The 21492-nt window shown below is 61.6% G+C and carries 18 protein-coding genes and 1 tRNA gene; 15 read left to right on the top strand and 4 right to left on the bottom strand.

The features are described 5' to 3' along the window. Positions 1 to 137 precede the first annotated feature (137 nt). The 7 genes from IF654_RS13950 to IF654_RS13920 all read left to right on the top strand — a co-directional run bounded on the left by IF654_RS13950 (position 138) and on the right by IF654_RS13920 (position 9752). On the top strand, positions 138 to 1667 hold the full coding sequence (locus IF654_RS13950; RefSeq protein ID WP_094987514.1) for an MFS transporter: 1530 nt from the start codon (positions 138 to 140) through the stop codon (positions 1665 to 1667). A gap of 19 nt (positions 1668 to 1686) precedes the next feature. Further along, a complete protein-coding gene (locus IF654_RS13945) occupies positions 1687 to 2751 on the top strand; it encodes an HlyD family secretion protein (RefSeq protein WP_047275708.1) in 1065 nt (354 codons plus the stop codon). After that, the gene (locus tag IF654_RS13940; RefSeq protein WP_194862303.1) at positions 2748 to 4196 is read left to right on the top strand and encodes an efflux transporter outer membrane subunit; all 1449 of its coding nucleotides are present in this window, start codon (positions 2748 to 2750) and stop codon (positions 4194 to 4196) included. The genes IF654_RS13945 and IF654_RS13940 overlap by 4 nt, the downstream gene beginning before the upstream one ends. Positions 4197 to 4290: 94 nt before the next feature. Further along, positions 4291 to 5610 (top strand): MFS transporter, encoded by a 1320-nt coding sequence (locus IF654_RS13935; RefSeq protein ID WP_047280826.1) that lies wholly within the window; start codon positions 4291 to 4293, stop codon positions 5608 to 5610. A 67-nt stretch (positions 5611 to 5677) separates the two neighbouring features. Next, the gene (locus IF654_RS13930; protein WP_047280930.1) at positions 5678 to 6172 is read left to right on the top strand and encodes a sigma-70 family RNA polymerase sigma factor; all 495 of its coding nucleotides are present in this window, start codon (positions 5678 to 5680) and stop codon (positions 6170 to 6172) included. Positions 6173 to 6243: 71 nt separating this feature from the next. Then, complete coding sequence (locus IF654_RS13925) at positions 6244 to 7182, top strand: FecR family protein (RefSeq protein ID WP_047280929.1); 939 nt, start codon at positions 6244 to 6246, stop codon at positions 7180 to 7182. Positions 7183 to 7328: 146 nt separating this feature from the next. Beyond that, positions 7329 to 9752: a TonB-dependent siderophore receptor gene (locus tag IF654_RS13920; RefSeq protein ID WP_094987552.1), complete on the top strand. Its 2424-nt coding sequence runs from the start codon at positions 7329 to 7331 to the stop codon at positions 9750 to 9752. Positions 9753 to 9771: 19 nt separating this feature from the next. Here the strand turns inward: IF654_RS13920 and IF654_RS13915 are convergent, their stop codons facing one another. Further along, a complete protein-coding gene (locus tag IF654_RS13915; protein WP_094987553.1) occupies positions 9772 to 10923 on the bottom strand; it encodes an MFS transporter in 1152 nt (383 codons plus the stop codon). Positions 10924 to 11035: 112 nt separating this feature from the next. Continuing rightward, positions 11036 to 13051 (bottom strand): excinuclease ABC subunit UvrB, encoded by a 2016-nt coding sequence (uvrB, locus tag IF654_RS13910; RefSeq protein ID WP_047275701.1) that lies wholly within the window; start codon positions 13049 to 13051, stop codon positions 11036 to 11038. Positions 13052 to 13386: 335 nt separating this feature from the next. Here uvrB and IF654_RS13905 point away from each other — a divergent pair, with 335 nt between their 5' ends. The 3 genes from IF654_RS13905 (at position 13387) to IF654_RS13895 (ending at position 15831) form a co-directional block, all read left to right on the top strand. Beyond that, positions 13387 to 14583: an amino acid aminotransferase gene (locus IF654_RS13905; RefSeq protein ID WP_047276333.1), complete on the top strand. Its 1197-nt coding sequence runs from the start codon at positions 13387 to 13389 to the stop codon at positions 14581 to 14583. Positions 14584 to 14648: 65 nt separating this feature from the next. Further along, positions 14649 to 14724 (top strand) — tRNA-Asn (locus tag IF654_RS13900). A 186-nt stretch (positions 14725 to 14910) separates the two neighbouring features. Continuing rightward, positions 14911 to 15831 (top strand): hypothetical protein, encoded by a 921-nt coding sequence (locus IF654_RS13895; protein ID WP_194862304.1) that lies wholly within the window; start codon positions 14911 to 14913, stop codon positions 15829 to 15831. Between the two features lie 27 nt (positions 15832 to 15858). Here the strand turns inward: IF654_RS13895 and IF654_RS13890 are convergent, their stop codons facing one another. Then, positions 15859 to 16047: a hypothetical protein gene (locus IF654_RS13890; protein ID WP_194862305.1), complete on the bottom strand. Its 189-nt coding sequence runs from the start codon at positions 16045 to 16047 to the stop codon at positions 15859 to 15861. A gap of 150 nt (positions 16048 to 16197) precedes the next feature. Here IF654_RS13890 and IF654_RS13885 point away from each other — a divergent pair, with 150 nt between their 5' ends. Continuing rightward, positions 16198 to 17040: an IclR family transcriptional regulator domain-containing protein gene (locus IF654_RS13885; RefSeq protein ID WP_047282830.1), complete on the top strand. Its 843-nt coding sequence runs from the start codon at positions 16198 to 16200 to the stop codon at positions 17038 to 17040. 207 nt (positions 17041 to 17247) lie between these two features. Further along, entirely contained in the window at positions 17248 to 18219 is a 972-nt protein-coding gene (locus IF654_RS13880; RefSeq protein WP_070412136.1) for an AraC family transcriptional regulator, read from the top strand. Positions 18220 to 18259: 40 nt separating this feature from the next. Here the strand turns inward: IF654_RS13880 and IF654_RS23115 are convergent, their stop codons facing one another. Further along, positions 18260 to 18394, bottom strand: coding sequence for a hypothetical protein (locus tag IF654_RS23115; protein ID WP_257016727.1), 135 nt, complete (start codon positions 18392 to 18394; stop codon positions 18260 to 18262). A 4-nt stretch (positions 18395 to 18398) separates the two neighbouring features. Between IF654_RS23115 and benA the strand changes: the two genes are divergently transcribed. From benA to benC, 3 genes are all read left to right on the top strand, one after another. After that, entirely contained in the window at positions 18399 to 19760 is a 1362-nt protein-coding gene (gene benA, locus IF654_RS13875) for a benzoate 1,2-dioxygenase large subunit (RefSeq protein ID WP_194862306.1), read from the top strand. Then, a complete protein-coding gene (benB, locus tag IF654_RS13870) occupies positions 19761 to 20249 on the top strand; it encodes a benzoate 1,2-dioxygenase small subunit (protein WP_047275692.1) in 489 nt (162 codons plus the stop codon). 134 nt (positions 20250 to 20383) lie between these two features. Next, the gene (benC, locus tag IF654_RS13865) at positions 20384 to 21394 is read left to right on the top strand and encodes a benzoate 1,2-dioxygenase electron transfer component BenC (RefSeq protein WP_194862307.1); all 1011 of its coding nucleotides are present in this window, start codon (positions 20384 to 20386) and stop codon (positions 21392 to 21394) included. Positions 21395 to 21492 lie beyond the last annotated feature (98 nt).

The raw sequence follows: 21492 nt of genomic DNA, 5'->3' as shown, positions 1-21492 counted from the left end.
GCAATCCAGACGTGCCGAGAGATCAATTTTTATAACGGTTTGTGCTGATTAAACTTTTCGTCATCTTTAAAGGTGACGGAGTCAGCCATGTACGGCGGTGTTAACAGTGCGCGGGTGTGCGCGGCGGGAGCTGGACAGTGACGGCGTTGAACGTCGGTGTGCCCACCGCCCCGGCAGTGGCCCCGGCCATCAGCGCGGCGTTTGGCCTGCGGATTTTCACCGGGCTGGTGGGTGTGCTGCTGGCGGTGCTGGTGTCGGGCTTCAACGAAAACGTCACCAAGGTGGCGATGCCGGATATTCGCGGCGCGATGGGCATCAGTTATGACGACAGCACCTGGCTGCTGGCGGTCTATTCCGCGACCTCGATCAGCGCCATGGCCTTTGCGCCGTGGTGCGCGGCCACGTTTTCCCTGAGGCGATTCACCCTGTGTGCGATCGGTGCTTTTTTGCTGCTGGGCATCCTCTGCCCGTTGGCCCCCAATGTCGAGGTGCTGATGCTGTTGCGCACCCTGCAAGGCTTCGCCGGGGGCGCTCTGCCGCCGATGCTGATGTCGGTGGCGCTGCGGTTTTTGCCGCCGGGGATTCGCCTGTACGGCTTGGGCAGTTACGCGCTGACCGCCACGTTTGGCCCCAGTTTTGGCACGCCGCTGTCGGCCTGGTGGGTGGAATACGCTGGGTGGCAATGGGCGTTCTGGCACATCATTCCGTTGAGCCTGCTGGCCATGGCCTGTGTCGCCTGGGGCTTGCCGCAGGACCCGCTGCGCCTTGAGCGTTTCAAGCAATTTGACTGGCGCGGCCTGCTGTTGGGGCTACCGGGGTTGATCATGCTGGTGCTGGGGCTGGAACTGGGTCAGCGGATGAACTGGTTTGAGTCGTCGATGATCCGGGTGTTCATCGTTGGCGGGCTGGGATTGCTGGTGCTGTTTTTCATCAATGAGTGGTCGCACCCGCTGCCGTTTTTCAAGTTGCAGTTGCTCAAGATCCGCAACCTTGCGCATGCGTTGATCACCTTGGGCGGGGTGCTGTTCGTGCTGCTGGCGGTGATCAAGATTCCGTCTGCGTATCTGGCACAGATCCAGGGTTACCGACCGTTGGACACCGCGCCGGTGATGCTGCTGGTGGCAGTGCCGCAATTGATCGCGCTGCCATTGGTGGTCGCGCTGTGCAACCTGCGTCGGGTGGATTGTCGATGGGTGTTGGCCATCGGCCTGGCCTTGTTGGCGCTCGCCTGTGGCCTGGGTTCACAGGTGACGTCGGTGTGGAATCGCGACAATTTCTACGCGCTGCAAGCGATTCAAATCATTGCCCAGCCCATGGCGGTGATCCCGCTGTTGATGCTCGCCACGGGCAGCCTGAACCCGGCGGACGGGCCGTTTGCGTCGGCCTGGTTCAACACGGTCAAAGGGTTCGCGGCCATGGCGGCGGGCAGTTTGTTGCAGGTGCTCACCGTCAACCGCGAACACTTTCACTCGATGATGCTGGTGGACCGGCTCGGCAATTCGCCGTGGGTCAGCGACAGCGCCGATCTGGCGCACCGCGTGCACCAGCAGGCGATGGTGCTGACCTCGTCTGACCTTTACCTGTGCATGGCCGGTCTGGCCGTGTTGCTGATCGTTCTAATCCCTTTCGGCCCGACGCGGATTTACCCGCCACGGGCCGCACGCTGAACCTGTGTGGAGTCATGAAATGAGTACAACAAGTGCGCGCACGCCTGTGCTGAAGGCCGGGCTGGGACTGCTGGCGGTCGTGGTGCTGTATGGCCTGTGGCGGCTGGTGTTTGGCACCACCGGGGTGCAAAGCACCAATGATGCCTTCGTGAGTGCTGACTTCACACTGGTGGCGCCGAAAGTGGCGGGGTTTATTGACGAGGTGCTGGTGCAGGACAATCAGCCGGTCAAGGCGGGCCAGTTACTGGCGCGCATCGACCCGCAGGACTACCAAGCTGAGGTTCAGGCGGCCCGGGCCAACGTGGCCACAGCGCAGGCGCAACAGGCCAATGCACTGGCCATGATGGAGCGTCAGCGGTCGCTGATCGAACAGGCCAACGCCACGGTGGACGCGGATCTGGCACAGGTGGAGTTTGCGGCCCATGAGTTGCAGCGCTACGAACACCTGGCCGGGCAGGGCGCCGGGACGCTGCAAAATTCGCAACAGGCCAAAAATCGCTCGCAAACGGCGCGGGCGTTGTTGGCGCAACACAAGGCCGCGCTGGAAGCGGCGCGTCAGCAAACCCGCGTGCTGGTGGCCGAACACACCGCCGCCCAGGCTTCGGTGCAACATGCCCAGGCCGTGTTGGCGCGCGCCGAACTGGACTTGTCGCACACCCGCGTGGTGGCCCCCTTTGATGGGGTGGTCGGGCGTCGCAGCCTGCGGCTTGGGGCCTACGTGAAGCCCGGCGACACGGTCATGGCCGTGGTGCCGCTGGCGCAGGCCTATGTGGTGGCCAATTTTCTGGAAAACCAATTGACCCGCATGAGCCCTGGCCAGCGGGTGACCATCAACGTCGATACCTTCCCCGGAGAAACCCTGCTCGGCACGGTAGAGAGCATTGCCCCGGCCACGGGCGTGACGTTTTCGGCCATCGCGCCGGACAACGCCACGGGCAACTTCACCAAGGTGGTGCAACGGGTGCCGGTGAAAATCGCCCTGGATCCCCATCAGCCGCTGGCCAGCCAGCTGCGCCTGGGCATGTCGGTGGACGCGGCCATCGACACGGCCTCGACCCCGGCCGAACAGGTGAGTGCGCGATGAAGCTCGGTGGATTGGCCTGCGCCGTGGCCGGTTACTGCGCCTTGAGCCTGACCGGTTGCGTGATGGGACCGGACTATCAGACCCCGACCACGCCGCTGGCCGCCCATTGGGCGCTCACGCCCGGTGAAGCGGGGCACAGCCGGGCCATTGAAGGGGAGGTCGACCCGCGTTGGTGGGACCGTTTTGGTGATGCGCACCTGTCGGCGTTGGTGCGTGACGCGCTGCGCAGTAATTTCGACCTGCAACGGGCCGCCAGTCGGCTTGAGCAAAGCCGCGCCCTGCGTCGCCAGATTGCGGCCGATTCACTGCCAGCGGTGGACGCAGGTCTGGAGTACAGCCGCGGCCGTAATAGTCAGCGGGGCTTGAACGACCCGTCGGGCCGTAGCGGTAAACAGGCGTTCAACCTGTGGAACAGTGGCCTGGGGTTCAGTTGGGAAGCTGACCTGTGGGGGCGCGTCAAACGTTCAGTGGAGGCGGCCGACGCCTCGGTGCGCATGGCCGAGGAAGACCGGCACGGCGTGCAATTGCTGGTGATCCGGCAAACGGCGCAGCAGTACATCCAGTTGCGCGGCACCCAGCAGGCGCAGGCGGTGGTGGAGCAGAACCTGAAGATTGCGCAACGCACGCTGGAGCTGACCCAACTGCAAGTGCAGGAGGGCGTCGCCACGGATTTGGAAGTGTCTGAAGCCGCCTCGCAAGTGGCCGAGATGCAAGCGCGCCTGGCGCCGTTGCAGCAAAACAGCGCGCAGTTGATCAATGCCTTGAGCCTGTTGCTGGGCAAGGCGCCGCGTGCCTTGCAGGCGCAATTGGCACCCCCTGGCCAAGTCCCGTCGTATCAGGGCGATGTGCCCATTGGTGTGCCGAGCGAGCTGGCGCAACGTCGCCCGGACATCCGCGGGGCTGACGCGCACTTGCACGCCGCAACGGCGTCCATCGGTGTGGCCCGGGCCGATTTTTATCCGCGCATCACGCTGTCCGGCAACCTCGGGTTTCAAGCCCTGCAGTTGTCGGATCTGGGCAGTTGGGGCTCGCGCAGTTTTGCGTTCGGGCCCGGCCTGAGTCTGCCGGTGTTTGAAGGCGGGCGGTTGCAGGGGGCGTTGCAGTTGCAGGAAGGGCGTCAGCAAGAGGCGGCGGTCCAGTATCAGCACACCGTGCTACGCGCCTGGCATGAGGTGGATGATGCGCTGGTGGCGTATCAGGCCAGCCAGCAGCGGCGCGACAGTCTGCAGCAGGCCGTGCGGCACAGCCAGCGAGCGCTGGACAGCGTGCACCAGCAATACGCACAGGGCACGGTGGATTTCCTTAACGTGATGACCGTGCAAAACGCGTTGCTGGCCAACGAAGCGGCGTGGGTGGACAGCACCGCGGCGGTGTCGCTGTCGCTGGTGGACGTGTATGCCTCGCTGGGCGGTGGCTGGGAGGCATCGGCCCCGGCGCGGCGCTGAGGTCGGGGTTGAAGAACCGGGGTGTGGATTTGCTATGCTCGCGCCCCTGAGCGCAGCGTCTGTTGAGGCGTGCCCCTTCCTATTGAGCGTATTTATGCCTGCTGATACTCAAGCCCCTTCGGTGCGATTTTCCCGGTCCGACTACCGGACCCTTGGCCTGGCGGCCTTGGGCGGGGCGCTGGAAATTTACGATTTCATCATTTTCGTGTTTTTCGCCCTGACCCTCAGTCAGCTGTTTTTCCCGCCGGACATGCCCGAGTGGCTGCGCCTGCTGCAAAGTTTCGGCATTTTTGTGACCGGCTATCTGGCGCGTCCGCTGGGCGGAATTCTGATGGCGCACTTTGCCGACCATTTGGGGCGTAAACGGGTGTTCAGCCTCAGTATTTTGATGATGGCGCTGCCGTGCCTGCTGATCGGGGTCATGCCCACCTATGCCGACATCGGGTATTTCGCACCGTTGATTCTGTTGGCACTGCGCATCCTGCAAGGCGCAGCGGTGGGGGGCGAAGTGCCCAGTGCCTGGGTGTTTGTGGCCGAGCATGCCCCGGCAGGCCGACGCGGGTATGCGCTGGGCTTCTTGCAGGCCGGGCTGACCTTCGGCTATTTGCTGGGCGCCCTGACCGCCACGTTGCTGGCGCAGGTGTTTACCCCGGCCGAAATCCTTGATTACGCGTGGCGTTTTCCGTTCCTGCTAGGCGGGGTATTCGGGGTCATTGGCGTGTGGTTGCGCCGCTGGCTGAGCGAAACTCCGGTGTTTCTGGCGCTGCGCGAACGCAACGAGGGCAGGGCGCCGTTCCCGCTGCGCACGGTGTTACGCGACCATCGAAGTGCCTTGCTGCCAGCGGCATTGCTGACGTGTGTGCTGACCAGTGCGGTGGTGGTGTTTGTGGTGATTACCCCGACCGTCATGCAGCAGCGCTTTGGCATGGACGCCCGTCACACCTTTGCGCTCAGCAGTCTGGGGATCGTGTTCCTGAATCTGGGCTGTGTGCTGGCCGGGTTGATCGTGGACCGCATCGGTGTGTGGCGCAGTATCGTGCTGTACAGCCTGTTGCTGCCGCTGGGCATTGGCTTGCTGTACGCCAGCCTGGTGGGGCAGTGGGCCTTGCCGGGCCTGGCCTATGCGTTTGCCGGGCTGACCTGCGGCATCGTCGGGGTGGTGCCGTCGGTGATGGTGGGGTTGTTTCCCGCACCGATTCGGGTGTCGGGGATTTCCTTCACCTACAACATCGCTTACGCGCTGTGGGCCAGTACCACGCCCCTGTTGCTGATTGCGCTGATGCCGTGGAGCCCGTGGGTCTGCGTGGCGTTCTGCGCCCTCATGGGGCTGGTCGGATTGCTCACGGCACGCAGGTTCGGGTTTGCACGCGGCCTTCAGGTGGAGCAGCGATTGCTGGCGAGCGTGCAGCGTTAGGTCGTAATGATTGCTGGGCATAATAGGAAGCATTACTATTCGCGCCCCGCCTTCGCAGCCTATGGCAATGACCGATAAGCCGCCCCGTAAAACGGGCTTTTTTGAACATTACGAAGAGTTGATTGGCACCTGGACTCGCCGCCTGCGCAATCGTCAGCAGGCACAGGACCTGGCCCATGACACGTTCGTGCGCGTGCTCGAAACCGATGCGGCCACGGTCGAGCAGCCGCGTGCCTATCTGCATCAGACCGCGCGCAATATTGCGGTCGACGACTTTCGCCGCGCAGAACGCCGCGACGCCAAGGAACGGGCCACCATGCCCCCTAGCGCGTCGGAGACAGGCGACCCGGAGCAGTTCATGCGTGCGTTGCAGTTGGCCGAGTCGGTCGAAAGGGCCTTGCAGGAGTTGCCCCTCAACTGCCGCAAGGTGTTTGTGTGGCAGAAGATCGAAGGGCTGACCCAGGCCGAAATTGCCGAGCGGCTAGGGCTGACCAAAAATATGGTGGAAAAATATATGATCCGCACCCTGCGCCATCTGCGTGAACGCGTGGAGGCTCCGTGATCCGCTCAACTGGCGAGTGTGATCGTCCCACCACCGACCCAGAGACGCCGGGCGCGGGCGACCATGCCTGCGTGCGCGAGGCTGCCGCCACGTGGTTTGCGCGGGCGCAAGCGGGCAGCCTGACGGCCGGGCAGCAGGGCGAGATGGCCGCCTGGCGCGGGCAAGACCCAAGTCATGAAGCCGAGTACCAGTGGCTGTTGAACATGTGGTCGGCCCTCGACACCCTGCCTGCGTCGCGCTTGCAGGCCCTGTGCGCAACCCCGTCAGCGCCGCTCAGGCGGCGCGGTCTGTTGCGTTACGGGTTGGCGGCCAGCCTGATGGCGCTTGCGGCCGGGGCCGGTTTTTGGGGATATCAACTGTCCTCACCGTCTTATCAGGCGGCCTTTGCCACTGCGCCGGGGGAACGGCGCGTTGTGACATTGCCCGACGGCTCCACCCTCGAACTCAACAGCCGCAGCCGGGTGCAGGTCAGTTTCGAGGCTGACCGGCGCCATGTGGACTTGAGCGAAGGCGAAGCCATGTTCAGCGTGGCCCATGACAACGCCCGACCGTTTGTGGTGCAGGCGGGTCCGGGGCAGATCACGGTCACCGGGACCCGCTTTGATGTCCGCCGCGATGGCGAACAGGCGCGGGTGGCCGTTGAGTCGGGCCATGTGCAGGTGCAGGGCGTCGACCCGCAGACCCGGGTCAACCTGACGGCCGGTCAGGGCACACAGGTCAGTGCCCAGGGGCACGTCGCGGCGGTGCAGGCTGTGAACGCTCAGGCACTGACGGCCTGGCGCAAAGGCCAATTGGTGTTTGATAACGCGACCCTCGGTGAAGTGGCGGCCGAAGTGTCGCGCTATCGCGCACAGCCGTTGCAGGTGAGCAGCCCTGCGCTGGCGCAGTTGCGTGTGTCCAGTGTGTTCAAGGTGGATGACACCGACGCACTGCTCAGGGCATTGCCCAAGATCCTGCCGGTGGCGATTCGCACCCGCGAAGATGGCAGTCAGGAAATAATTGCCCGCTGAATTCAGGTTTTTTTTGAGTTCTTCGTCTTCTTGAACAACTGAGACTGGTTTGCATTAACAGTCGCACTTCAGATGCGATCAATAGGGCAAGACTCGACGTGAAAAATAACAAGCTTCGTGGGCGCTTCTCTTCGTTCAACTGCGCTTTGAGTACCCCGCCTCGTGGTGGCCGGGCGCGCTGGCTGCCCTTGGCACTGGCATTGGCGCTGGCCGTCAATGCTGCTCTGCCTGTTGCAGTCGCCGGGGAAGACACATCCGGCGCCATTCACATTCAGGCCCAGCCGCTGGCAAGTGCGTTGAGCCAATGGGCCCAACAGACCGCCTTGCAGGTGTTTTTCAACCCGGACATGGTGGCGGGCAAACAGGCGCCTGCGGTGAATGGCAAGCTGTCGGCGCAAGAGGCGCTGGCGCAACTGCTGCAAGGCAGCGGCTTGAGTTACGCCCTGGACGGTGATGCCGTGACCCTGCGTGAAGCGCCGGTCAGCCATGCCTCGTCAGCCAGCGGCACCCTTGAACTGGCCCCGCTGGATGTGAAAGTGGTGGGCGACTGGCTGGGCGATGCCAATCAGGCGGTGGTGCAAAACCACCCGGGCGCCCGCACCGTGGTGCGCCGCGAAGCAATGGTCGAACAAGGGGCGATGAATGTGCGCGATGTGCTCAAGGGCATCCCCGGCGTTCAAGTGCAGGATTCCAACGGCACCGGCGGCAGCGATATTTCCTTGAACGTGGGGGTGCGCGGCCTGACCTCACGCCTGTCGCCACGCTCCACGGTGCTGATTGACGGCATCCCGGCGGCCTTCGCGCCCTATGGCCAGCCGCAGTTGTCGATGGCGCCGATTTCGGCGGGCAACCTGGACAGCATCGACGTGGTGCGCGGTGCCGGTTCGGTGCGTTACGGGCCACAGAACGTGGGGGGCGTGATCAACTTCGTGACCCGCGCCATCCCCGAAACCTTTCAGGGTGAAGTCGGCACCACCCTCGAAACCTCGGAGCGTGGCGGCTGGAAACACATGGAAACCGCGTTTCTGGGAGGCACGGCGGACAATGGCATCGGCGCCGCGCTCTTGTACTCGGGGGTCAAGGGCGATGGTTACCGCGCGCGCAACAACGACAACGACATCGATGACGTGTTGCTCAAAACCCATTGGGCGCCCACCGACCAGGACGACTTCAGCCTCAATTTCCATTACTACGACGCCACGGCCGACATGCCGGGCGGCCTGACCCAGGCGCAGTTCGATGCCGACCCGTATCAGTCGGTGCGCGACTATGACGGCTTCAGCGGTCGGCGCAAGGACGTGTCCTTCAAGTACCTGCGCCAGATCGACGATCTGACCCAATTTGAAGTGCTGACTTACTACACCGACAGCTTTCGCGGCAGCACCATTGCCTCGCGCAACCTGGACACGCTGGTGTCCTACCCGCGCAATTACCACACCTTCGGCATCGAGCCGCGCCTGTCCCGCGTGTTCACCCTTGGCCCTGTGACTCAGGAAGTCGGGGTCGGCTATCGCTATTTGAAAGAAGCGATGCACGAACAGGCGAGTCAGTTGCAGTTGGTCAACAACGTGCCGGTGGTCGGGCCCAAGGGTGACGGTCATGCGTATCAGGACCGCACTGGCGGCACCGAGGCCAACGCGTTCTACATCGACGACAAGATCGACGTGGGCAACTGGACCGTGACGCCGGGTATTCGCTTTGAGCGCATCAGTACCCAATGGCACGACCGGCCCGTGCTGGACGCCAAAGGCAAGCCGGTGCAAGAGAAGAAACGCAGCATCGACAGCAACGAAGCGCTGCCGGCGTTGAGCGTGATGTACCACCTGTCTGACGCCTGGAAGCTGTTCGCCAACTACGAAACCTCGTTTGGCAGCTTGCAGTATTTCCAGCTGGGGCAGGGCGGCGTTGGCGATCAGACAGCGGCGGGGCTCAAGCCCGAGAAGGCCAAGACGTACGAGTTGGGGACGCGTTACGACAACGGCGTGTGGGGCGGAGAAATCACGCTGTTCTACATCGATTTTGCCGACGAGCTGCAATACATCAGCAACGACATAGGCTGGACCAACCTGGGGGCCACCAAGCACCAGGGGCTGGAGACGTCCGTCCACTACGACCTGGCCAGTCTGGACCCGCGTCTGGACGGGTTGACCGTGAATGCGGCGTTTACCTACACCAAGGCCACGTCCGAAGGCGACATTCTCAACTTCAAGGGGCGCGACTTGCCGCTGTATTCGCGACAAGTGCTTAACCTTGGCATGCGCTATGCGGTTAATCGCTGGACTTACAACCTGGACATGTTTGCCCAGTCCAAACAGCGGGCGCCGGGCACTGGCGGGGTCTACATCACCGAGCCGACCGCGGACGGCCAGTACGGCGATATACCGGGTTATGCCACCTGGGCCACCCGCGTCGGGTATGACTTCGGGCCGCAAGCCTCGAACCTGAAGCTCGGGGCGGGGATCAAGAACCTGTTCAATCAGCAGTACTTCACGCGCTCCAGCGACAACAACTCGGGAATGTACCTGGGCGAGCCGCGCACGTTCTTCGTGCAGGCGAGCGTCGGGTTTTAAACGCGCCGTCGTAACGGCTTCACACCCGCAAGATCCGCCCGCTGATGGCCACGGCCACCAGCAGGGCGGCGATTATCAGGAACGCCGCGCTCAAACTGCTGGCGTGCGCAACGAACCCGATGGCTGCAGGGCCCGCGAGGATCCCGGCGTAGCCCAGCGTGGTGATCGCCGGCACGGCGATGTGTTCGGGCATCACGGTTTGCTTGCCCACGGCGGAGTACAGCACCGGCACAATGTTGGAGCACCCGGCGCCGACCAGCGCGTAACCGAGCAGCGCCACTTCCCAGCCCGGAGCCAGCGTGGCCAGCGCCAGGCCCAGCGCCGCGAGCGACCCCCCCAGCACGATCACCCGGGTCGGCCCCAGGCGCCTGACGAGGGTGTCGCCCAGCAAGCGCCCGGCGGTCATGGTCACGGCGAAGGCGGCATAGCCCAAGCCCGCATAAGCATCCCCGATGTGTTTTTCAGCGCTGAGGAACACGGCGCTCCAGTCGAGCATCGCGCCTTCGGCCAGAAAGACGATGAAGCACAGGACCCCGATGAACAGCACCACGCCGTGGGGGATGGCAAAGGCCGGGCCACTGCTTTCACTGCCATACGGCAGCAGGTGCGGTGCGGCTTTGGCCAGCGCAGCCAGTAACAACACAATCACCACGGCAATCGCCCACAGCGGCGTAAGCCCCAACGCCAGCAAGGCGCTGACCCCCGCCGCACCGGCAATCCCGCCCACGCTGAACAGGCCATGGAAGCCCGACATCATGTTGCGGCCGCTGGCGCGTTCGACGATCACGGCTTGCAGGTTGACCGTGGAATCCACGACCCCCAAACCGGCCCCAAACACAAACAGCGTGGCAATCAGCAGCGCGACGGTGCTGGCGGTGGCCAGCAGGGGCAGCGCCAGACAAATCAGCAGCGTGCCAGCGATGGTGACCTTGCGACAGCCGTAACGGGACGCCAGCATGCCCGCGATGGGCATTGCCAGAATCGAACCGGCCCCCAGGCATAACAGCAGCAGGCCCAACGTGGCTTCGTCCAGGCCCGCTCGGGCTTTGGCATAGGGCACCAACGGCGCCCAGGCCGCCACGCCGAACCCGGCAATAAAGAACGCCAGACGGGTCGAACTCTGTTCAAGGCGTCCTGGAACGAGGGGCTTTTGGGTAACGGCGGCTGTCATGGTCATCCTTGTCGGTCGCGTCGGCGAGACGCGGGGAAATATCCTTGCTTATTCGGCGCAGGCGTCGCGGCGACAGGCGGTACACGGCCGTCTGTAACCGCTGGCGCCCGGCTTACACCTGTAACAAACGCTCACGCAGCTTGCCGATTTCGTCGCGCATTTGCGCCGCGGCTTCGAATTCCAGGTCGCGGGCCAGGGCGTACATTTTTTCTTCCAGCTGACGAATCCGCTTGCTGATTTCGCTGGGCGAACGCAGTTCGTTTTCGTACTTGGCGTTTTCTTCGGCGGCTTTGGCCATGCCTTTGCGTTTTTTGCTGCGCGAGCCCGGCACGGTCGCGCCTTCCATGATGTCGGCCACGTCCTTGAACACGCCTTTGGGGGTGATGCCGTTGGCGAGGTTGAAAGCGATTTGCTTCTCCCGGCGCCGTTCCGTTTCGCCGATCGCCCGCTCCATGGAGCCGGTGATGCGGTCTGCGTACAGGATCGCCCGGCCATTGAGGTTTCGCGCCGCACGGCCGATGGTCTGGATCAACGAACGCTCGGAGCGCAGGAAGCCTTCTTTGTCCGCGTCGAGAATCGCCACCAGCGACACTTCCGGCATGTCCAGGCCCTCACGCAGCAAGTTGATCCCCACCAGTACGTCAAACACCCCCAGACGCAGGTCGCGGATGATCTCGACCCGTTCCACGGTGTCGATGTCCGAGTGCAGGTAGCGCACCCGCACGCCGTGGTCCGCCAGGTAGTCGGTCAAGTCTTCGGACATGCGCTTGGTCAGCGTGGTCACCAGCACGCGTTCTTCCAGCGCCACGCGCTTGGTGATCTCCGACAGCAAATCGTCGACTTGGGTCAGGGCGGGGCGGATCTCGATTTGCGGGTCCACCAGACCGGTCGGACGCACCACCTGTTCGATCACCCGGCCCGCATGTTCGGCTTCGTAGTTGCCGGGAGTGGCCGAGACAAAAATGGTTTGCGGGCTGATGCGCTCCCACTCGTCAAAACGCATGGGCCGGTTGTCCAGCGCCGACGGCAGGCGGAAGCCGTATTCCACCAGGGTTTCCTTGCGTGAACGGTCGCCCTTATACATGGCGCCGACCTGCGGCACGCTGACGTGGGACTCATCGATCACCAGCAGCGCGTCGGGCGGCAGGTAGTCGAACAAGGTAGGCGGCGGGGCACCGGATTCACGGCCCGACAGGTAGCGCGAGTAGTTTTCGATGCCGTTGCAGTACCCCAGCTCCATGATCATTTCCAGATCGAAGCGGGTGCGCTGCTCAAGGCGCTGGGCTTCCACCAGCTTATTGTTGGCGCGCAGGTAATCGAGGCGCTCCTTGAGCTCTTCCTTGATGCCCTCAACGGCATCGAGCAGGGTTTCGCGCGGGGTCACGTAGTGGCTTTTGGGGTAGAAGGTGAAGCGCGGCATCTTGCGGATCACTTCACCGGTCAACGGGTCGAAGGCGCTGATGCTCTCGACCTCATCGTCAAACAGCTCGATGCGGATGGCTTCGAGGTCGGATTCGGCCGGGTAGATGTCGATGACGTCGCCGCGTACGCGGAACGTGGCGCGGGCGAAGTCCATGTCGTTACGGGTGTATTGCAGGTCAGCCAGGCGACGCAGCAGTTCACGCTGGTCGAGTTTGTCGCCGCGGTCAATGTGCAACACCATTTTCAAATAGGTTTCGGGGCTGCCCAGGCCGTAGATGCACGACACCGTGGTGACGATAATCGCGTCCTTGCGCTCCAGCAGCGCCTTGGTCGCGGACAGTCGCATCTGCTCGATGTGATCGTTGATCGAGGCGTCCTTCTCAATGAAGGTGTCGGAGGAGGGCACGTACGCTTCGGGCTGGTAATAGTCGTAATACGAAACGAAGTATTCCACGGCGTTGTTGGGGAAGAACGACTTGAACTCGCCATACAGCTGGGCCGCCAGGGTTTTGTTGGGTGCGAGCACCAGGGTCGGGCGGTTCACGTGGGCAATCACGTTGGCGATGCTGAAGGTCTTGCCCGAACCGGTCACCCCGAGCAGGGTCTGGTGCGACAGGCCGGCTTCGATGCCTTCAATCATCTGGCGAATGGCTTCGGGTTGATCGCCTGCGGGCTCAAAGCGGGTAACGAGCTGAAAATCGGACATATCTGACCTCTGGATTCGCATCTATAAAGGCATGGACCTTTCAAACGCGAGAAAGACTGCATACGACGCATGCCGCAGGAAAAAAACAGGATACGGCTAAATATGGTGGTGGTGACTGACTGTTTCAAGGCGTGTCGCTGACAGGGCGATTCAGGCCCGGTTTGCAATTAGACCAGTGGCCTGAAAATAAACGGAAATACTTGGGCAAATCCGGGAATCGCCTGTTGCCCCAATCGTGTTCGGGCTTATACTTGCTCCCCGTTTGTGCACCGCTCTAGTGCAATCGGCTGGAGCGTTGTCACCCCCTCCATTCCCTATTCAGAGCCGCCGTAATAATGAGCCTGTTCTCCGCTGTCGAAATGGCACCACGCGATCCTATCCTGGGCCTCAACGAAGCATTCAACGCCGATACCCGAACCAGCAAAGTGAATCTGGGGGTCGGTGTTTACTGCAACGAAGAGGGAAGAATTCCGCTCTTGCGTGCCGTTGTCGAAGCCGAGACCATTCGCGTCGCTCAACACGCGTCGCGCGGTTACTTGCCCATCGACGGTATTGCCGCCTACGACCAGGCCGTTCAAAAACTGCTGTTCGGCGCCGAGTCGCCGTTGTTGGCCGCTGGCCGGGTCATCACCACCCAGGCGGTCGGCGGGACCGGCGCACTGAAAATCGGCGCTGACTTCCTCAAACAATTGCAGCCCAACGCTGTGGTCGCCATCAGCGACCCGAGTTGGGAAAACCACCGTGCGCTGTTCGAAACCGCGGGTTTCCCGGTGCAGAACTACCGCTACTACGACGCCGCCACCCACGACGTGAACCGTGCGGGCATGCTGGAAGACCTGAACGCGTTGCCGGCGGGCTCCATCGTGGTGCTGCACGCCTGCTGCCACAACCCGACCGGCGTCGACCTGACCCCGGCCGACTGGCAGAACGTGCTGGACGTGGTCAAGGCCAAGCAGTTGATCCCGTTCCTCGACATGGCCTACCAGGGGTTTGGTGACGGCATCGCTGAAGACGCCGCCGCTGTGCGTCTGTTTGCCGAGTCCGGCCTGAGCTTCTTTGTTTCCAGCTCGTTCTCCAAGTCGTTCTCGCTGTACGGCGAGCGGGTCGGCGCGTTGTCGATCATCACCGAGTCGAAGGACGAGAGCGCCCGCGTGCTGTCCCAGGTCAAGCGCGTGATTCGCACCAACTACTCCAACCCGCCGACCCACGGCGCAAGCATCGTGGCGGCTGTGCTGAACAGCCCTGAGCTGCGCGCCATGTGGGAAGACGAGCTGGCAGAAATGCGCCTGCGCATTCGCGGCATGCGCCTGCAAATGGTCGAGCTGCTGGCCAAAAAGGCGCCAGGGCACGATTTCAGTTTCGTGGCGCGTCAACGCGGCATGTTCTCGTACTCGGGCCTGACCGTTGAGCAAGTGGCGCGCCTGCGCTCCGAGTTCGGCATTTACGCCCTCGACACCGGTCGGATCTGCGTGGCTTCTTTGAACCAGCGCAACATTGAGGTGGTTACCGACGCCATTGTTCAGGTCATCTGAATAATGCAAAGAGAAGTCATCGCGAGTGTTGACTTCTCTTTTTATATCAGTAAGATAGACGCCATTCCGCGATAGCTCAGTTGGTAGAGCAAATGACTGTTAATCATTGGGTCCCTGGTTCGAGTCCAGGTCGTGGAGCCAGATACAAGAAAAGCCGCTAGCGATAGCGGCTTTTTTTATGCCCGCAATTCCTTCCTTCCGCGTTCCCCTGCCACCCCTGACAATTCAAGCGCTTCTTGCGCCTGCCGATAACTACGGCGGTGGCCGTGTGCCTGACTAAATAAATGGAGTGTCGCTTGGAGGTGTCCAAGCGTTAAGGAGAGCACCTTGAAACGCATGGGTTCGACGATTGGCCTGATCGTTCTGTTGTCAGGCTGCGGGGTGTACAGCGATGTGAAACTGTCGATGGCGCGTGATGCATTGCGTCAGGAGTGCATGGGTAATTTCACGAATACCTGTGTGAGTAAAACGATCGACTACAACATCCTGTTATTGGAAGAAGCCAAGTCAGCCTGGCTGGCTCAAGAAGATGAGTGGGTCGAATCTTTGGGTAAGGATGCTGGCAAGCTTTGGACCGGCCTGGTTGAGCAGCGCACCGATCAACTGGTCGACAAGCTGGAGTCGGTGCGACCCGGCATGTTCTCACGCTGGTTCTTGGGCGATGCACAGCCCTTCAGCGGTAAGGGAATGATGGAATTCTCCGGTCAGGACCTGAAAGAAATGCACGGCGCGTTGATGGCTGAGTTCATTGCCAAGGGCAAGCAGCAGGGCCTGAGCCTGACTGAAAAAGGTGTTGAAAAATACGCTCCGGCCGCCGATACGAAGGGTGTCGAGTCTGACGCCACTCAGGCGGATGCCGCATTGCAGGCTGCGATCAGTGACGTGATTGCGATGGAAATTTCCAAGGATGGAGGGGCGGAATACACCGATAACCGTCAGGTTATATACATGGACCTGAATGAAGACGGTCAGCCTGACGCTGTGGTGCTGTTTACTGTCGAAGGGCAGGGGGGCGGTAACGGCTCCTACCAAAGCCTGGCGGGGTTCTATCGCTCAGGGGCTGGCTGGGTGTATCAGGGCCATTCTGTGGTGTCAGGGGCGGCAACCGACATCAAGGCCTCTACAGGCCCGCGCGTCGCCGTGAGCACCCTGACCAGTGGCCCGGATGACCCTCGGTGCTGCCCGAGTGTTGAAAGTGTCGAGATCTATACGTGGAACGGACGCGGCTTTGAATTGAAGCAAAGCTGAATACCGCACACAGGCGCCGCGATGCCTTTACCGGGTGGGCGGCGTCTGTGCGAGTCGAAGTGTCTGTGAATCGGCGGGGCGGTGCGGCAACCACAGGATTTGCGCTTCGGTGCCGGGGTATTGGTCGGCACTTGTGCCGTCACGGTCCAGCACGACGCGGTCGTTGTATCCCTTCATGGAGGGAATGGCGAACAGCTTGCCGATCAGCGAGGGCATCCCGTGGACATCGGCAAAAAACCCCGCATGGCGGGCTTCCAGATCACTACGGTTTTGCGCCTGTTACCCGTGCCGCGCCTGTTTGCGATTATCGAACAGCAGTTCGATAATCGCTCACGCCTTTGTGGGCATCAGGACAGGAAAACAATAATGAGTGAAGAACCCCCGTTGCCACGCTCGACCGTGGCGCCGCCGATTGTGGCGTCACCGGCCAGGCGCATCGATGCCTTGACCGGCGACCCGAATTTCATGACGTCACTGGCCCGCGGGCTCGCCGTGGTGCATGCCTTTGAGGCACGTAAACGGCAACTGACGATAGCCCAGATCAGCCACCGCACCGACATTCCCCGTGCCGCCGTGCGCCGCTGCTTGCATACCCTGATCAAACTCGGGTACGCCACCACCGACGGACGCACGTATTCGTTGCTGCCCAAAGTGCTGACGCTGGGTCACGCTTACTTGTCTTCAACCCCCATGGCGGTGACGGCCCAGCCCATTCTGGATCGGCTTAGCGAACAACTGCATGAGGCGTGTTCGATGGCCACGCTGGAGGGGGATGAGATTTTGTACATCGCTCGCTCGGCCACCCCTCAACGCTTGATCTCGGTTGACTTGAGTGTGGGCAGTCGTCTACCGGCGTATTGCACGTCCATGGGACGGATTCTGTTGGCCGGGCTGGATGACCTGGCGCTTGAGGATTACCTGCAACACGCCCCGTTGCAGGTTAAAACCCGTCGCACGGTGCATACCGTTGAAGGCCTGCGGGCCAGCCTCGACAGCATTCGCCAGCAGGGCTGGGTGATTATTGATCAGGAGCTGGAGATCGGTTTGCGCTCGATTGCCGTGCCTTTGAAAGACTCGGCAGGTCAGGTGATGGCGGCCCTCAATGTGGGCACTCACGTCAGCCGCGTCACCCTTCAGGCGTTGGAATCGCGCTTTCTGCCGGTACTGCTGCACGCCAGCCAGGAACTGAGCACCCGACTGTACAGCTGAAACAGTGTGCGTTAATCGAACGCTTGGCTGAAGGTTCAATTGAGTCCTTGCGCCTCGTGCGGCTTAATGCGGCAGGGGGAATGCGCCGTAACCGTTCCTCCGGTCAGCGTATTTTTCTGTGCCCACAGGCATAGAATCGGTGACAGCTTGATCAAACACTGCGTTAAGGCAGAGCGCAGTGCATAAAAACAATGTGAGTGCCTTGTCATGAACAGTTGCCTGCTCAGTCACACCAGTAGTGTGTTCGACCGTGCTGACCCGCACGTGGTGTCCAGTTACGTCAATGAACACATGGGAATGCACGACATCCGCATGCCGAGGCTCGGCCAGCCGGCGGCTTCGCTAAACCATCGCAAGTTCGCCAGTCTTGACCTGTGTCGCATCAGCTACGGCGGCAGTGTGCAGGTGACTTCACCCGCGCTGGAGACCGTTTACCACTTGCAAGTTTTGTTGCAGGGCCATTGCCTCTGGCGCGGCGGCGGTGAGAAGCACCCGTTCAGCCCCGGTGAGTTGCTGCTGATTAACCCGGATGATCCGGTCGACCTCACGTATTCCGCTGACTGCGAAAAATTCATCATCAAACTGCCTTCGTCGCTGCTGGATAAAACCTGCCGCGACCATCACTGGCAGCCTCCCGAAGACGGTATTCGTTTCAAACCCAGGTACAACCTGCATCAGCTAGAGGGTTTTCAGGGGTTGTTGCAGTTGGTGTGTGTCGAAGCGGAAAGCACCCACACGTTGCAGCAAGTGCAAGAGCAATTCACGCGTATCCTCTGCGCCAAATTGCTCACGCTGCTGGACAGCAACGTCAGTCGCCTGCCACTCGAACAGGGTGCCGCCAGTTTCGAGCGCATCCTGCACTTTATTGAAGCCAACCTGAAACACGACATTAGCGTTGAGCAGCTGGCGCGCTTGGCCCACAGCAGCCCACGCTCGTTGTATGCCTTGTTTGAGCGACACACGGGCACCACGCCCAAGAGTTTTATCCGCCAGAAGAAGCTCGAACAAATCCGTTCAAGCCTTACCGACCCGGCCTCGCGTGTGCGCAACGTGACGCAAGTGGCGCTCGATTATGGGTTTGTTCATTTGGGCCGGTTTTCCGAAAGCTACAAAAGTGCCTTTGGCGAATTACCTTCCGAAACCCTGCGCCGGCAAAAGGCACCGAACCCTTCGGTGTAGCCGCATCGTCGGTCTGTCCAGGGCCGACGTCCTTTTTGTGTCAGTCATCACCGCCCGTTTGTCCGCCTGCCGTGAGGTGTGCAGTAAACGGATAGAGGTTGTGCGCAAAGCGGATATTGCCGCGCCAGCGAGCCACGTAGCCTTCATTCCGTTGAAACAATAATAACGGAGCCATGGCCATGAACCTGGGACTCGACTACCTGAACAGCCTGCTGCAAGACGATAAAGAGAAAGGCATCTTCCGCTGTAAGCGCGAAATGTTCACCGACCCGCGGTTGTTTGATCTGGAGATGGAACACCTCTTCGAAGGCAACTGGTTGTACGTGGCGCATGAGAGCCAAATTGCGCAGAACAACGACTACTACACCACCTACATGGGGCGTCAGCCGATTGTTATCGCGCGCAACAAGGCGGGTGAGCTCAATGCGTTTATCAACGCTTGCAGCCATCGCGGTGCCATGCTCTGTCGCTTCAAAAGCGGCAACAAGGCGACCTACACCTGCCCGTTCCACGGCTGGACATTCAATAACTCGGGCAAGCTGCTCAAAGTCAAAGACCCCAAGCACGCCGGCTACCCCGACAGCTTCGACTGCGACGGTTCCCATGACTTGAAGAAAGTGGCGCGGTTTGAGTCATACCGGGGCTTCTTGTTCGCCAGCCTGCGCGCTGATGTCGCGCCGCTGGAAGTGTTTCTGGGCGAGTCGAAAAAAATCATCGACATGGTGGTCGATCAGTCGGCCGACGGCCTGGAAGTGCTGCGCGGGTCATCGACCTACGTGTACGAAGGTAACTGGAAGTTGCAGGCCGAGAACGGCGCAGACGGTTACCACGTGTCGGCCGTGCACTGGAACTACGCCGCAACCCAGCAGCAGCGCAAACTCAAAGAGGCGGGTGATGACATTCGTGCCATGAGCGCGGGCGGCTGGGGCAAAAAAGGCGGCGGGTTTTACTCGTTTGAAAATGGCCACTTGCTGCTGTGGACGCGCTGGGACAACCCCGAAGACCGGCCGATGTTCGCTGAGCGAGACCGCCTGGCCGGTGAGTTCGGTGAGGCACGCGCGGACTGGATGATCGGGAATTCACGCAACCTGTGCCTGTACCCCAACCTGTACCTGATGGACCAGTTCGGCTCGCAACTGCGCGTTGCCCGGCCGCTGGCGGTCGACCAGACCGAGGTCACCATCTATTGCATCGCGCCCAAAGGCGAGAGTGCCGACTCGCGTGCCAAACGCATTCGTCAATACGAAGATTTCTTCAACGTCAGTGGCATGGCCACGCCGGACGATCTGGAAGAGTTCCGCGCCTGCCAACAAGGCTTTGCCGGTCGCGCCATGGAATGGAATGACATGTCCCGGGGCAGCGAGCATTGGGTCGATGGCGCCGATGAATCAGCAAAGGAAATCGACCTGCACCCGTTGATGAGCGGCATGCGCACGGAAGACGAGGGCTTGTTCGTGTTGCAGCACACGTACTGGCAGCAGCAGATGATCAAGGCGCTCACGCACCGCCAGGACTCGATGATTCACGTGGAGGGCGCGTGAATGAGCCTGACCTACGAAGCCGCGCGTGACTTCCTCTACCGTGAGGCGCGCTACCTGGACGACAAGCAGTGGGACGATTGGCTGGAGATGTACGCCCGTGACGCCAGTTTCTGGATGCCCGCCTGGGACGATCGTGACCAATTAGTGGAAAACCCGCAGACCGACATCTCGTTGATCTGGTACGCCAACCGCAGCGGCCTGGAAGACCGCGTGTTCCGCATCCGCACCGAACGCTCCAGCGCCACGGTGCCTGACACCCGCACCTCGCACAACATCAGCAACATCGAGCTGATCGGGCAAGCGGATGGCCTGTGCAAGCTGCGGTTCAACTGGCACACCCTGAGCTTTCGCTACAAGGTCGTCGATCATTTTTACGGCACCAGCTTTTACACCTTGGACACCCGCGGGCCCAACCCGCTGATCAAGGCCAAGAAAGTGGTCCTGAAGAACGATTACGTGCGTCAGATCATCGACGTGTACCACCTGTAACCCCGAGGTGGAGCCCGCGCAGGCCTGCCTCAGCGGCGAGCAGAACAGGCGTTCTTGCCGCCGCCCCGGGTGCCCCTGCGCGCATCAAGCTCCGCCAGCGGTTTGACCTCTTACTGTGTTAAGCGAGGCGTGCCATGAGCCACAAGATCGCACTGAATTTTGAAGACGGCGTGACCCGTTTTATTGATGCCACTGTGGGCGAAACGGTTGCCGATGCGGCCTACCGCCAGGGCATCAACATCCCGCTCGATTGCCGCGACGGCGCTTGCGGTGCCTGCAAGTGCTTCGCGGAGTCCGGTCAGTACGACCTTGGCGAAGACTACGTTGAAGACGCCTTGAGCGAAGAAGAAGCGCAACAAGGTTTCGTATTGACTTGCCAGATGCGCGCCGAAAGCGACTGCGTGGTGCGCGTGCCCGCCTCCAGCGAGGTGTGCAAAACCCGACAGGCCACGTTTGAGGCGCCTATCAGCGCGGTTCGCCAGCTTTCCGAAAGCACCATCGCCCTGTCGCTCAAGGGCGAGGCCCTGTGCAACCTGGCATTTCTGCCGGGCCAATACGTCAATCTCAGCGTGCCTGGTAGCGAGCAAACCCGTGCCTATTCGTTCAGCACGTTGCAAAAGGGCGGTGAAGTCAGCTTCTTGATCCGCAATGTGCCCGGCGGGTTGATGAGCGGTTTTTTGACCGGGCAGGCAGCGGTCGGCGACACCATGACCCTGGCCGGTCCCTTGGGCAGTTTCTACCTGCGGGAAATCAAGCGGCCGCTGTTGCTGCTGGCCGGGGGCACGGGGCTGGCGCCGCTCACCGCCATGCTGGAAAAAATCGCCGAGCAGGGCAGCGTCCACCCCGTGCACTTGATCTACGGCGTGAGCAATGACGTGGATGTGGTGCAAGTGGACACCTTGCAGGCCATGGCCGCACGCATCGACAACTTCACCTACAGCGTCTGCGTCGCCAACCCGGACAGCACGCACCCGCTCAAGGGGTACGTCACTCAGCACATTGCGCCCGCGCACCTGAACGAAGGGGAGGTGGACGTTTACCTGTGTGGTCCGCCGCCGATGGTCGAAGCCGTCAGCCGCTACCTGCGCGAACACGCCATTGAGCCTGCGAACTTCTACTACGAGAAATTCGCCGCCAGCGCCTGAGCGTCCTTCTTCACGGCCAATCGCTGGTTCAGCGGGCTTGTTTAATCGCGACGCGGTGTGCGGTTCGTTTGCCGGATCGCCCACCGACTTTTACCGAG

This window comes from Pseudomonas lundensis (assembly GCF_015377145.2).
Classification (GTDB): Bacteria; Pseudomonadota; Gammaproteobacteria; order Pseudomonadales; family Pseudomonadaceae; genus Aquipseudomonas; species Aquipseudomonas lundensis.
The sequence above is the reverse complement of the archived record's forward strand: the minus strand, read 5'-3'. Positions and strand labels throughout refer to the sequence as shown.